13 protein-coding genes and 2 pseudogenes are annotated in these 13,764 nt (G+C 38.6%); 6 read left to right on the top strand and 9 right to left on the bottom strand.

Going from position 1 to position 13,764, the window contains the following annotated elements; translation table 11 throughout:
* The 5 genes and pseudogenes from LPA49_RS09100 to uvrD all read right to left on the bottom strand — a co-directional run.
* Positions 1-210, bottom strand: a pseudogene (locus LPA49_RS09100) (IS110 family transposase); the annotation flags it as partial.
* 266 nt (positions 211-476) lie between these two features.
* Positions 477-1,325: a CZB domain-containing protein gene (locus tag LPA49_RS09095; RefSeq protein WP_230236433.1), complete on the bottom strand. Its 849-nt coding sequence runs from the start codon at positions 1,323-1,325 to the stop codon at positions 477-479.
* 67 nt (positions 1,326-1,392) lie between these two features.
* The gene (locus LPA49_RS09090; protein WP_268260738.1) at positions 1,393-2,517 is read right to left on the bottom strand and encodes an ABC transporter substrate-binding protein; all 1,125 of its coding nucleotides are present in this window, start codon (positions 2,515-2,517) and stop codon (positions 1,393-1,395) included.
* The gene (locus tag LPA49_RS09085) at positions 2,480-4,552 is read right to left on the bottom strand and encodes a GNAT family N-acetyltransferase (protein ID WP_230236430.1); all 2,073 of its coding nucleotides are present in this window, start codon (positions 4,550-4,552) and stop codon (positions 2,480-2,482) included. Before LPA49_RS09085 ends, LPA49_RS09090 begins: the two co-directional genes overlap by 38 nt.
* The gene (gene uvrD, locus LPA49_RS09080; RefSeq protein ID WP_230236428.1) at positions 4,530-6,695 is read right to left on the bottom strand and encodes a DNA helicase II; all 2,166 of its coding nucleotides are present in this window, start codon (positions 6,693-6,695) and stop codon (positions 4,530-4,532) included. The genes LPA49_RS09085 and uvrD overlap by 23 nt, the downstream gene beginning before the upstream one ends.
* Positions 6,696-6,954: 259 nt before the next feature.
* On the opposite strand from uvrD, the gene LPA49_RS09075 reads away from it, so the two are divergent.
* Both LPA49_RS09075 and LPA49_RS09070 read left to right on the top strand, forming a co-directional pair.
* Positions 6,955-7,179 carry a hypothetical protein gene (locus LPA49_RS09075; RefSeq protein ID WP_036974279.1) on the top strand — a complete coding sequence of 75 codons (225 nt, stop codon included), beginning with the start codon at positions 6,955-6,957 and terminating at the stop codon, positions 7,177-7,179.
* Between the two features lie 130 nt (positions 7,180-7,309).
* Entirely contained in the window at positions 7,310-7,678 is a 369-nt protein-coding gene (locus tag LPA49_RS09070) for a YacL family protein (protein ID WP_230236426.1), read from the top strand.
* 45 nt (positions 7,679-7,723) lie between these two features.
* On the opposite strand, the gene LPA49_RS09065 is transcribed toward LPA49_RS09070, so the two are convergent.
* Entirely contained in the window at positions 7,724-8,353 is a 630-nt protein-coding gene (locus LPA49_RS09065; RefSeq protein WP_174403907.1) for a peroxiredoxin-like family protein, read from the bottom strand.
* A 121-nt stretch (positions 8,354-8,474) separates the two neighbouring features.
* Here LPA49_RS09065 and LPA49_RS09060 point away from each other — a divergent pair.
* Both LPA49_RS09060 and dut read left to right on the top strand, forming a co-directional pair.
* A pseudogene (locus LPA49_RS09060) lies at positions 8,475-8,612 on the top strand (dUTP diphosphatase); the annotation flags it as partial.
* 337 nt (positions 8,613-8,949) lie between these two features.
* On the top strand, positions 8,950-9,405 hold the full coding sequence (gene dut, locus LPA49_RS09055; RefSeq protein ID WP_230236424.1) for a dUTP diphosphatase: 456 nt from the start codon (positions 8,950-8,952) through the stop codon (positions 9,403-9,405).
* Positions 9,406-9,445: 40 nt separating this feature from the next.
* On the opposite strand, the gene LPA49_RS09050 is transcribed toward dut, so the two are convergent.
* Genes LPA49_RS09050 through LPA49_RS09040 form a run of 3 tightly spaced genes read right to left on the bottom strand, consistent with a single transcriptional unit; the run spans position 9,446 to position 11,886 of the window.
* Entirely contained in the window at positions 9,446-10,108 is a 663-nt protein-coding gene (locus LPA49_RS09050) for a hypothetical protein (RefSeq protein WP_230236423.1), read from the bottom strand.
* On the bottom strand, positions 10,098-10,907 hold the full coding sequence (locus LPA49_RS09045) for a radical SAM protein (RefSeq protein ID WP_230236422.1): 810 nt from the start codon (positions 10,905-10,907) through the stop codon (positions 10,098-10,100). Before LPA49_RS09045 ends, LPA49_RS09050 begins: the two co-directional genes overlap by 11 nt.
* Before the next feature lie 31 nt (positions 10,908-10,938).
* Positions 10,939-11,886, bottom strand: a complete 948-nt coding sequence (locus LPA49_RS09040; protein ID WP_230236421.1) for a hypothetical protein — start codon at positions 11,884-11,886, stop codon at positions 10,939-10,941.
* A gap of 329 nt (positions 11,887-12,215) precedes the next feature.
* Between LPA49_RS09040 and LPA49_RS09035 the strand changes: the two genes are divergently transcribed.
* Positions 12,216-13,268: a hypothetical protein gene (locus tag LPA49_RS09035; RefSeq protein ID WP_230236420.1), complete on the top strand. Its 1,053-nt coding sequence runs from the start codon at positions 12,216-12,218 to the stop codon at positions 13,266-13,268.
* A complete protein-coding gene (locus LPA49_RS09030; protein WP_196857520.1) occupies positions 13,246-13,617 on the top strand; it encodes an ASCH domain-containing protein in 372 nt (123 codons plus the stop codon). Before LPA49_RS09035 ends, LPA49_RS09030 begins: the two co-directional genes overlap by 23 nt.
* Positions 13,618-13,764 lie beyond the last annotated feature (147 nt).

The following is a 13,764-nucleotide window of genomic DNA, read 5'->3' as shown; positions in this document are numbered from 1 at the left end:
TTCATGACCAACACTACGCGCTTTGCGTGCCCAATAATGAGCACCGCCACATGATTCCATGACAACTTTACAACGAGGAGACGTGGTGAGTATCGACAGTAGCTCTTTTCTGCTTACCGCTTTATTACTTTGTAGTTTTTGATGAAAAAATTGACCGACTTGAAAAACATTTTTTGCCAAGTCGATACAAATTAAGTTAAATTTTGACATGTATGGATTCCTTATTGGTAAAAGTGGTTTTGCAATTTCTTTATACCGTACTTACCCTATTTAGGGGAGGAGTCCATACATCTCCTACGCTTCTTAATCACGATGACAGAAGTGCAAGGGGCTCTAAATCGCTCATTTCACTTCTGGCTCAATTAATTAGAAGGTAGAGGCACTTGAGTGCCGAAAAATGATTATGCTTTTCGCACATAACCACAGACATTCACGGCTATAGCTGTTCCAACGAGATAGTGATTCATTGCTAGTTATTAAAACAAGCCATATTCTTCGGTCTCTTCGGCTTCATGGCGCATCAGATGCTCAGGGCGGAATATGGCGCTAGGATCGAGTAACAAACTATGCTTGTTTTTCATTTTGATTAAACCACGCATCATATTTTTAGTTTGAGGATCAACATCAAAACCAACGGAGGTAAGCTTATCAAGCGGTTTAATATCCTCTTTCTTTACATTGATATTATCTTCTACCTTGTCAACGAGGAGGCCTATATGAGGTGTTACGCCATCTTTAGTGGTAAAGATTATGATAGGCTTGTAATCCAGAATAATCTGCTCTCTTGCAGACTCAAACAAGCGTATTAACTGATTAAACACTTGGCGCTTCTTTTCTTCAAATAAACGAATAACGTTTTCTTTTGTCATTGTTTTTTGAAGGTCTAAGAATTCACGCGCCATGGCGTGCAATTCTCTGTGGGGGGTGTCGAACTTATCGAGGATATTTTGCAGGTCTTCGTTGTCAGTTTTAAAGCTGTTGTACCATCGGCCAAAATCGCATTTATCCGGATCAATTGTGTTTGTGAAGGCTGTGCCTGTGAGCAGGCTATGCTCTAGTGCGCTCAACCATTGTTGGTGATCTTTTTCTTTTTCAACCAATAAGTCAGTGAGCTCTGCATTTGTCTTATTGGTTGATTGGTTATTAAGTACAATGCCTAAATCAAAGATGGGCGTGGGTGTTTCCATGTAATCTTTTACACCAATGAAGCTTTTATTTTCATTAGGCAAAGATGTCAGGTTATTTTCGTAACGTTCTGTTAGAAGAATATCGAGAATCTTAAGTGAAATGGTCTTTTGCCCAACACGAAAATTAATCAGATCCATATTTCCCTCAAAGCCTTGTTAAGTCTTTAAAGCATAGAACATTATTTCGATTTAGCAGTAGTTAATTTCAATTACTTTTAAAATAGGATCGATAGATCTTTTTATCCGTGTTGTTTGTCTGATTGTTAAATAAATCGGCAAACTCAGACGTATCACTAAAGAGCTTATTTAGTTCAGTCAGTAAGCATTGATTATTCAACGGTGTTGTGCACTTTTGTGCGGCGCTCACTAACGCAACTGCATTCAAATAGCCTTCAAAAATAATTCTGTTAGGGCTTGTGTTATAGGGCTTGATATCTGCTCTAAATTGCTTGCATAAGGAGTTGTCACACTGATTGGGGTCTGGCACAACCTCCGTTACCATAATAGTACTTGGGTGGTGAATGAGAGAGTATAAATCAAAACTCGACACAAATGATACTGAGGTATAGTCGGGTTTGAAACCTTGCTCGTATCCAGTATTAATAAATTCGGCTAATGGTTGATAAGTGCCCACCATGCATACTGCGGTGACTCCACTATCTTTAAGTTGTTCTAGTGCCTTTGATATCTCTTCGCTATTTCGTTTGAAACGTGCAACTTCAACCGGTACCAAATCGTGTTTTTGCAGTGCCATTATTAAGTTACTTTCAACTAAAAAACCAAACTCATCGGCTTGGATTATCAACCCTATTTTTTTATGCTTGCGCTCCTGAACTAAATAATTAATTTGCTCTATCGCTTCATCTTGATAGCTTGCGCGTAAGTTAAAGACGTTTGGCATTGACTGGTTATGGAGAAAGTCAGCTCCAGTAAAAGGCATCAGGAAGGGCACTCGATGTCTATCTAAAAGGGGCTTAATCGCATTTGCAGTCGGTGTACCCATCGAGCCGAAAATAGCGTCTATTTTGTCATTAAATAAAAATTGTCGTGTGTTTACAACGGTGTTTTTAGGCTCATAACCGTCATCAGCAAGAATAAGATCAATATTTTGACCATGTATTCCATCACGTGCATTTACTTTGTTGAAATAGATTGTACTACCCAGTGCTAATTGCTCGCCGATGTGTTTTGCAGGACCTGTTAGTGCGGTAGACATCCCTAATTTTATAGATGGCTGTGTATGTTGAGTGTTTCCTATAATAGGCACGAAAAGCAAGCAAATCGCTAGGCGCTTAACGGTTGCTCTTATTAAGTAAAGTAAACTGGGCATACCAATCGTGTACTGCTTTTTTGAACCGAATGTCGAACTCTTTTTTACCCGTGAAGTGTGCTTCATCAATTACGCTTTTCACATCAATTTGCTGTAATACTAGTCTAATAAGGATCATTTTTGTATCTTGGTCGAGTAAATTTAGACTAATAGGCATGTGCCAAATAAGCTGCCACAGTAAGGGTTGTAATTTAAAGAGTGTAACGTCGTTGTTGAGTAACCTGTCTGCTCTATTAAGCATTTCTGAAGAGCAACCTATTGTTGAATAGCCTGAGAGTAGTTCATCAACTAGTTGCCATGGTAAAGAGTTAAAATGCCCAAATAGTTGCACGGATAGGTCTTGCTTAAATTCTTCTTTTAATTGCTCTGTGACTGCTTTGCTTTGTGTTTTTAATGGCTTAATAACAAGTGCAGCATGTTCTGCAGTGGCTTTATCACGGTTAAAACCTAGCTTTACAAGGCGAAAACCATTTGTTTTCCAAAACCTAACTAATGACGCATTTGCCCCAAAACTTGCACCAAAGAAATCGCACGTACTTAGTTGTTGTTGGCAAAAATCTAATAAGGCAGATCCTATACCTTGTTGGTGGCTCTCTGGTGCTACAGCGATTCTCACAACGCGTGCAGAGTGACCTGTTAGCCACTGCGTATCATGCGTTAACTGAGTTAATGTTTGTGCCATTAAATGCCCTTGCGGGCGGCGTTCGCCTGTTATTACTTGCTCTGCAATATCTTGCGATAGTCCCCCTTCAATTGCGACTAAACAGACGGCTTGTAGGTTTTCTGCTTGTCGGCAAATAAATAAGTGTAACTCAGGTGCATCAAGCAATTGACGTAAATCACTCACACTGGTTTGGTAGTGCGCTAACGCGAGGAGTGCCATAACTTGGCTTAATAAGAGTTCATCACGAATAAGGCGCTCCTTGCTAACCTGCTCGAACTGCAAAGGTAACGAACTAGCGACTTGATTGTATTGCGCATCAAGCAGTAATAAATCGCGTATGGCGTACTCAAGCGGATCATGCTTTGCAAAGCGGATCGGTGCGTCTAAGTTTATTGTCTTTAATGACTTAAACTGGCTGCGCAAATAATGTAAAAAGCGCAGTGTATAACCGCGGCCATTGCCTTCATAACCGACCATGGTGCTAGCAAACACAATACGTGGATACGAGTGTAAAATTTGCATTAGCATAGGAACAGGGATAGCTGCAGCTTCATCTATAAATAGCAGATCGCATTGAGGTTTTTCATTAAGGAGGTTATCAGGAGCACTATAACTTAGGTTTGCAAGTTGCTTGCAATTGGCTTGCAAAGGGACATTAAGTTGTTCAGCTAAGTGTTTAAATGTGGTTTGCACCGCTTTAACTTGAGTCGCACACAGCAGTATTTTTTTATCCTTTAATGCAGCAGCTGCAAGGCCTAATGCGGCTGATTTTCCTCGCCCTCTATCAGCACTAATTACGAGAGGACGATGTGCGCGACCCTGTGCTGTTTTAATTATTTGCTCAATACACGCCTGTTGTTGAGAGAAGTCAATTAATGCGTGATGTGGGTGTATTGTTTGATATGTCGTTGGCGTGATGTGCTGCTTAAAAATGTGTGTTTGCGACTCTAATAATGTAGTTAGGCGTTCATTAAAGAAACTATGCGTTATTGTTTGTCCAAACGATGTGACGTTTTCAAGCGCAGGATCGACCCATGTTGGGTCATTCGGGAGTAATAAAATAAACACACCACCGGCTTTAACTGTACCGGCAAGCGCGGCTAACTTATCTGCATACAGTCCACTAAAACCATCAAAAATCGCGTGTTGAAACTCTTGTCCAAGAATTTGATGAACATGCTTTGGGAAGACGCTATTTTTTAATTGATGGCAACTGCTAAACACATACGTGTTTGGCAGTGACAGTTGATTGGCAAATGCATAACACCAGGTTGCATCACCTTGCACCACAATAAGCTGACGATGCTTGGCAATCGTCAGCTCAGTGATGAGCATGCTTAGGTAGTCGTTATAAGGCTTGAAGTCTTGCATACTGAGTAACAAGCCACTTACTGCCTAAATCATCAAAGTTCACTTGAATACGTGACTGTGCACCACTGCCTTCATAATTTAGTACCGTTCCTACACCAAATTTTGCATGTAAAACGCGTTGCCCTAAATTAAAGCCACTGTCTTCAAATGCGGCATGTGTGACTGATGAGCTAAAACGGCCTGCGGCTGGGGGCCTTGAAACTTGTGTTTTGATACGAATTTCCTCAACACAGTCTTCTGGCATTTCGCGCAAGAATCGAGAGGGGCTGTGGTATTTTTCTTGGCCATATAAACGGCGAGTTTCAGCGTGACTAATGTACAGCTTTTCCATCGCTCGGGTCATGCCTACATAACACAAACGGCGCTCTTCTTCTAAGCGACCAGACTCCTCATTACTTTGCTGTGAAGGAAACATGCCTTCTTCAACACCCACCATAAAAACAAGCGGGAACTCAAGGCCTTTTGCTGAATGAAGTGTCATCATTTGCACGGCATCTTCGTGCTCATCGGCTTGACCTTCGCCTGATTCGAGAGAAGTGTACGCAAGAAAGCCTTGCAGTGGTGAGCTGAATTCTTCGTCTTCAGGTAGCTCATATTGGCCACAGGCACTAATGAGCTCTTCTAAGTTTTCTACGCGAGCGCGGCCTTTTTCACCTTTTTCAGCTTGGTACATGGCCATCAACCCTGAAGTTTGAATCGCGTATTTAGCTTGCTCTTCTAAGGTAAGATCACTGATTTTGTCTTCAATGTGCTCAACCAGCTCTAAAAATTTTGTTACTGCACTGGCTGCACGCCCAGATAGATGCTGCTGTTCAATAATGGCTTTTGCAGCATACCACAGAGGAAGAGACTCGTTCCGCGCACAGTCACGAATGTGGCTGAGGGTTTTATCTCCAATGCCACGAGCAGGGGTGTTAATAACGCGCTCAAAGGCGGCATCATCTTGGCGATTACCCACTAAGCGCAGGTACGAAAGGGCGTCTTTAATCTCTTGACGCTCGAAGAAGCGCATGCCGCCATAAATGCGGTATTTAAGCCCTTCTTGTAACATGGCTTCCTCGAGTACACGAGATTGCGCATTGTTACGGTATAGAATCGCGGCATCTTGCAAGGCATTACCAGCATTTAGCCAGCTACGCAGTTTACTGCTTACGAAACGGGCTTCATCTAATTCGTTAAAAGCGGCATACACCGAAATTGGTTCACCCTCGTTACCATCGGTCCAGAGGCTTTTACCCATGCGTTCAGCATTATTTTTAATTAGCGCATTGGAGGCTTTTAATATTGTGGCTGTTGAGCGGTAGTTCTGCTCAAGACGAATGGTTTCGGCTTCGAAGTCGGTTAAAAAGCGTTTAATATTCTCAATACGTGCACCGCGCCAACCATAGATACTTTGGTCATCATCACCTACTATCATAATGCTGTTGGTGTTTCCTGCTAGCAGCTTTAACCAAGCATATTGAATCGTATTGGTATCTTGGAACTCGTCTACCAACATATGAGCAAAACGCTGCTGATAATGACGCAGTAGCGTAGGGTGATTGTTAAGTACTTCGTAGCAGCGTAATAAAATTTCTGCAAAGTCGACCAAACCAGCACGATCGCACGATTCTTGATATGCTGCATAAACTTTCAGCATCATTTGCTCATTGATATCGTAAGCCTGAATATCTTTAGGGCGCAGACCTTCGTCTTTTTTAGCACTGATGTACCAGCTAAACTGTTTCGCTGGCCACTTTTTATCATCGATATTCATTGCTTTAAGTAAGCGTTTGATCATTCGCTGCTGATCGTCTGAATCTAAGATTTGAAAGCTTTCAGGTAATTTTGCTTCACGATGATGTGCACGCAAAATACGGTGAGACAACCCGTGGAAAGTGCCAATCCACATGCCACCAACAGGCGCTTTTAAGGTTTCTTCTACGCGAGAGCGCATCTCTTTTGCAGCTTTATTAGTAAAGGTGACGGCAAAAATACTGTAGGCAGAGGCTTGCTCAACTTGCATTAGCCATGCGATACGATGAACAAGTACTCGAGTTTTACCAGAACCTGCACCAGCAAGTACTAGCATATTTTGCAATGGGGCTGCGACTGCATCCCGTTGTTTGTCATTTAAGCCATCGAGTAATTCAGAAACGTCCATCGTTACGCCTTTTCAATCTATAATGAGAGGAGTATAACAGGTGTTTATGCAAGGCTAAATAAAATACTGTTTTTATAAACAGCTATTTTGGCAAGTTATTAAAATTGCATAATAAAAATTGTGAATTTGACCTATTTGTGGCAAAAAGAACTAAAATAAAAACAGTGTGAAAATTTAACGTGTTGATTTATAAAATATAATAAGTTGGCATGAAGTGTGTTTATAAAAAGTATAATCATCAAAAACTACAGAGGTTAGTATGGCAGAGCAAGGTTCTGGCGGTAATGTAATCGCAGCAATATGTAATATCTTTTTTCCCGGTTTAGGGCAACTGGTGCAAGGTCGTTTGATGGCGGCGATCGCATTTTTCTTAGCGTGGATCATAAGTGGGGTATTAATTTATGTCGCCGTTGGTTTCATATTACTTCCGATTGTATACCTATGGGCAATCATTGATGCCGCGCGTTTCAAGTCGCGACTCTAGCAATTTTTATATATCTAAACAGCATTAACACTAGCGCCATTGGGCGCTAGTGTTGTTTTTGGCCTTCTGAACTCGCTACTGCATGCCGCAACCGATATAATTACTGCATCAAGAGTTGTGAGTATTTACGATGGAATATCAATTTATCCGCGATCCAATGAGCGGTTTACGTATTAAAATTTCGACTGAACATGCGGTTATCGGTCGTTGGTTGAATGAAGAAATAGGCAAAGAAAAAATAGCGATGGTCCAGGCGCTAATTTCCGCTGTTAAAAATAGTCATGAGCCCTTAACACTGCAAGGCCAAGAAATAGATTTGATTTTGAGCAAGGACGAAGCGTTGTTTGAAGCTCATGCTCTTCATCAAGATAATGAAGATCTCATGGCGTATCAGGATGATGATTTAATGCTTGAAGAAAATGGCTTAAGCAGTGGCTGCGGTTTTGAGGATTTTGTTGATTTAATTGAGTCTTGGTACGCGTTTGCGCAAGGTCGATAAGCAGGGCTTATAAAGCCCTACTTAATTAATCACTCGATAGTGTGTTTATTGTTCGCTCACTGATTTAACTGCGGCTAACAATACGTCTTCTGTTAAACGAACTTTATAATTAGGGTTCGCATACTGAAAGTGGATAAGCCCTTGCTTATCTACTACAAAAACAGCAGGAACGGGTAACGCAACCTGTGCTTTGCCATCGAGTGATACAAAGTTAACCCCTAACTTGTTGCGATAAATTTTTGCGGTCTTGTCATCGAGATAAAATGCCAATCCCAACGTTTGGCTCAATGCCAAACTATCATCAGAGAGTAGTTGATAGTTCGCAGAGGTTATTTTAGTCTCGGCTAGCTTTTCTGGACTATCCGGAGATATTGCAATAATTTGTGCCCCCAAGTCTGCTAATTGATCCTCAATTTTTTGTACGTTGGCTAATTGCTTGGAACAATAGGGACACCATCCACCTCGGTAAACAATTAATACGGTAGTTTTTTCTTTAAAACGTTTTTTTAAAGAAACGGTTGTGCCGTTTTGGTCTTTTAAATCAACATCTGGAATTGTTAATCCAGGCAATAGTGGACTGACGTGCTCTGCCGAGTCAGCAATATTATGAGCTGTGGCTGCAAGTGTTTGGCTAGATAGCACAAGTAATGCACTAACAAGAAGGGTTCTCAGCATGGTATTCCTCAATTATTTTTTTCAACTGCTTATGAAGACCTGCTTAGCTGTTTTTTAATTTCATCAATGCTGAATTTATCTGTAGTATATAGCTAAATAAAAATGCAAGTTGGGATTAAAAATGTCTGCTAATTTACAAAAAATCGTTGTCATGCTTGAGATGCAAAATGCCATGAATACAAAAGTGCATGAGCAATGGTTTAGCCAAGGTTTTGAATGGTATCGTGCTATTTGGGTTGAGTGTGCTGAAATGCTCGACCGCTTATCGCCAGCACAATTGTAAGTATTGACGAGTTAGTAGATAGTTCTGAAATTGTAACCTATTGAAATTTATTTTTTATTAATTTTTTTTGGGGTTTTAATGCCACTTACAAAGTTTACTTACAAAAAATTAGTTAATCTGCCCTTAGCTACCTTGACTCTGTTAAGAAATTGACTTGCAGGTTAAAAATTAAGTTTACTTTTATTTACCCAAACATAAACATTTTAGGTTCAAGAACTGATACTGGAGCAAATGCTCTTTCAAGTGTAGACGTAGCAGTTTATATTTATAAAATACACTTGATCAAAAGTTTCAACGTATATTCGGAGTATTAATGAAAACAGTTGAATTGAAAATTTTAAATCCTAAAGTAGGCAATGAGATTCCATTACCTTCCTACGCAACAGACGGTTCTGCTGGTGTAGACCTTCGAGCATGCATTGATGAGCCTCTCACCTTAGAGCCAGGTCAGACCGAGCTGATTCCTACAGGAATCGCTATTCATATGAAAAGTAAAGATTTGGCTGCAACTATACTGCCTCGTTCTGGCTTAGGGCACAAGCATGGTATTGTACTAGGTAATCTAGTCGGACTTATTGATTCTGATTATCAAGGACAGTTGTTTATATCATGTTGGAATCGTGGCACTGATTCTTTCACGATTGAGCCCGCAGATAGAATTGCCCAATTGATGTTTGTCCCTGTAGTGCAAGCTCAATTTGAAATTGTTGAAGAATTTGAACAAAGTGATAGAGGCGAAGGTGGCTTTGGCCACTCTGGCAAAAACTAACCTTGATCACATTGAAGGCTGTATGAATCGGTCTGCGGCCTTACATAGATAATATTCTATTTGACTCTACTAAATCAGGATAAAGTTCAGCACTTTTAAGGCTATTGTGTTTTTTCTGTTTATGCAGGGTCGATAATATTTCCTTTAGGATTTCCCGCGTAATGTCTTCTTTACTTCTAGTGGTATCAAGGAATATAACCGACTCATCAATTATGGTGCTGTAAAAATCGCACCAAAAGTTCTTATTTTTTATTTCTAATGAGTCGATATCGTATTGATCTACCGTTGGCTTGCTAAGAACTCTTTTTCTTCGAACTTTTTCCGAAGAGTGTAAAACTATTGTAAGGTCGGGTTTTACAATACTTTGATAAATCTTATTTAATTCCGACTTTGCAAAAACTATTGAGCCGAACGAGGACTTTCTTAATTTTTGATAACCAAGTGCAGAAGGTAAATATCTGTCGAATATCAATACTTCTTTTGTCGCTTCCGCTAATCTAGTTCTTATTGAGTTTACATAATATGCATAAGATAAATCTGCATCTAGCATTTCTCTGGTAGTTATTGTGCCATGTGAGTCGATAGGCCAACGCTTGTTGCTTACATTGAGTTTATCTAATTCATCACTTATTATTGATGAAAAAAGAGTTTTACCAGTGCCATCCAGCCCTTCGAATGCAATGATAAGATTATTAAGGCTCATATGTACTCACCTTATTCACACTAATTTGCTTAAACATTGTTAAGTTTCTGATTTTTGATTCTAATCTATCAAAATTTTCAAATACAGTTCCTATTATTGATTCATTTATCCTGACGTTTCCTTGTGTATCAACTAATAGACAATTGCCATTTCCTTGCTTGGATATTACATTGCCTTTAAAGCTAAGAGCTATAGCTTTAGCTGTTTGTTCAAATAATTCCAAAGATGTTTCGAATCTCTCAGAGGCATAAAGTGAACGAAAGTTATTCCTCGTAAATTGATAAAGCTTCCACTTACTTATCTTTAAGTCTTTGGAGTTTATTATTTCAGCCAGCTTTACTAGTGATTGAGCATTAAAGCTACTTACTAATGAAGCTAAAAGTATTTTTGTTTCAGGGTTTTTGGTATTTATCTCAGCTATATTAGCTAAAGGTAAGAGCCATTTATCATCTTCAGAATAATCGAAGGTAGAGGATGAGGGCCGCATTCTTTTTACTGTCTTTTCATCAGCCCCATCGATAGAAATTCCAATCCATATAAAATAGTTTATTAAATCCATGTATTCACCAAGTAACATACCATTAGTCCTTAATATCAAAGGTATGTTTAACTTGTTTGCTTTTTCAACTAAGACTCTAAAGTCAGGGTGTAGTAGTGGTTCTCCTCCAGTAAAACCTATGGATGTTTTACAGTGTTTTGCAAAGCGAAGAACTCTGGAATAAACTTCTGCGTCAATTCCTTGCTTTTTTACATCTTCGCCAAAACAGTATGGGCAACTAAAGTTACATTTTCCCGTCACGTATAAATCGATAGTTGGGAACTGGAATGTGCTACAGTTCATCGATGATTGTATCCAAAGTGCCTTCTTCAGTATTGATTATTCTTTTTATGCCTTCGTCATTTAAATCAAATATAGAATGAAGGCTTATTGACGCTTGTTTGTAATCTTGAATTGCACCATCTTCTTTTCGACTGAATAGTACATATACATCATCAACACGTAATTGATGAGAACGCAAGATCTCAACGGACTCTTTCAAAATACTGCCTCCAGAGACTGCATCATCAATTAGAAACCCTCTTTTATTTTCAGAGCGAGGAATTTCACTTAACCCATCGACTTTAACTTTCTTTCCTTCTAATTCCCATCTGCTGTCAAAGTTAACTATGACGAGCGGTAAATTTAGAAAGTTAGAAATTAAATACCCTAAAATTGCATTTCCGTTTCTATTAACGGCAACAAAGTCATACCCTTTTTCATTTTTCTCAATGTCGTCATAAATAAAACCAGCCAAAATATAGCTTAGGTTTGTTGCATCTTGACTATTAGGTAAAATGTTTCTGAGGTTGATATAGAAGTTATATTCACTAGGTCTATTTATGCCTACTTTCGCTTTCGCTTCTGTAGAGTTCTTTTTTATAATTCTTATGAGTCTTTTTTTATACTCAGGGAATTGAGATTTTATTTGAGACTCTATAAAGTTTTTCGTTAGAATAAGATGAATACTTTTTTGCTTATCTAAAGATCTAAACACACCCGTATCTCTTAGTGTCTCAGTTACAGATGTGTCAACGACTCTTTTTATTTCATCGCCGAATTGTCTATCTAAAATAGAGTCCATTACAGGACCATAATTTTTATTGATGTATTGATCTGGTTTGAAAAGTAAAAAGTATAAGCCTTCAATACCTTTCCAAAAAGAAAAAATTATAAACGCTACTATCGTCAAAGCACCAGTAACAGAACTGATCCATTTGACAATCATCATAAAATCCATGCTATAAACGGCTCCATAATTAAGTTTTTGTTAAGCTTACTTAGTTTGGCACTTTTGCAATCAAATGTCAGTCTTTATTAAGTCATGGGAAAGTCTGCTCAGCAAAGTTATTGCTTGAAGAATTGCCTTTGTTCAGAGGTCGAAGCAAGTGTCTTAAGATTTTATTTTTAGTACAAAGCTGAATAAATGTCATTGCTTTAGTTTATGAATGAGTATCTGTCTGACTTATGAGCTACCTTAGAAAAGTTGACTTTTAAGTGTTTTGTTGTTGCTTCGAATCTCTAATTTTGTATAGTTTATTTGGGTTAAAAATTAAAAAGGACTTAAGAATGGAAAACCTTCTATACCAATACTTCTCTGACATTGACTTAGGCGATAGCTTTTTTGACACACTTAAAGAAGACTACACAGAGTTTTCTGCTTGGTTCAACAAAAAGGCATTGAGCAGAGAAAAAGCGTATGTACTATATGAAAATGGAAATGTTGATGGTTTTTTATATCTTAAAAATGAAACTGGTTGTCTTAATGAACTAGATCCCCCGCTCAACTCACAAGTTCACCTGAAGGTAGGTACTTTTAAATTTAACTCTCATGGAACAAGGAGAGGAGAGCGCTTCATAAAGAAAATATTTGATCATGCGACTTCTGCGTATGTTGAAGATATTTATGTCACGGTTTTTGATAAGCATGAATATCTAATCAGATTATTTCTTAAGTACGGCTTTACAGTTCATGGTAGTAAAAACACACCAAATGGCACAGAAAATGTGTTAGTGAGGAAAATGCGATTAGTTACTGGAAATGGATTAATCGATTACCCGTATATAGATGCAAGGACCTCTAGCAACTTTTTATTAGCTATTTACCCTGAGTTCCACACTCGAATGTTACCTGACTCTATCTTAAATAATGAATCAATAAATATAATTGAAGATGTTTCTCATTCAAACAGTATTCATAAGATTTACTTATGTGGTACCCCTCTTGTGTCCACATTTAAGCCTGGCGATATTGTGATTATATATAGAACAGGGGACGGGCAAGGCCCTGCCTGGTACCGTTCTGTAGCAACCTCGGTATGCGTTATTGAAGAGTACAAAAATATAAGTGAATTTACTGAAGCTGAATTTATGAAATATTGTGGAAGCTATTCGGTGTTTTCAGAGCGAGAATTGAAAGGGTTTTATACTCAAAAAAAATACCCTCATATTATTAAATTCACGTACAATGCCGCGCTATCTAAAAGATTAAATAGAAAAATGCTGATTGAGCAAGTTGGATTAGATCAAAATGAACGCTGGAGTGCTCTAGAGCTAACAAAAGATCAATTATCTAACATACTGAACTTGGGAGGGGTTAATGAAAGTCTTGTTGTCTATTAAACCAGAATATGTCGAAAAAATACTCGATGGTTCTAAGAAGTTTGAGTTTAGAAAAAACCTTTTCAAGAAAGAAGGCGTTAAGACAGTTGTAATTTATTCCACTATGCCTGTTGGAAAAATCGTTGCAGAGTTCGAAATAGAAGATATTTTGTGTGAGTCCCCAGACCTCGTATGGGATGCTACTAAACGTAGTGCCGGTATTTCAAAAGAGTTTTTTGATACATATTATGTAGGTAAGGAAAAAGCTGTCGCGATCCAGGTTGGTAAGCTCAAGAAATATGATGAGCCTTTTTGCATATCACTTTTAGGTGACACAATTAGGCCTCCTCAATCTTACAGATACTTATAAAACGATAGCGTATTTAATTACTTACTGAATACGCTATCGATGATTAATTTTATTGGATAAAATCATCTAATATTAATCTTTCACCACCCTTTAACTTTTTCCTAAGCTCTTTAGGTGAAAGCTCAGTACTTTGTATAAAGTGCACTA

The sequence above is a fragment of the Pseudoalteromonas sp. MB41 genome (assembly GCF_020966275.1).
GTDB classification, from domain to species: domain Bacteria; phylum Pseudomonadota; class Gammaproteobacteria; order Enterobacterales; family Alteromonadaceae; genus Pseudoalteromonas; species Pseudoalteromonas lipolytica.
Note: the sequence above shows the minus strand (reverse complement) of the source record. Positions and strands in the feature narration are given on the sequence as shown.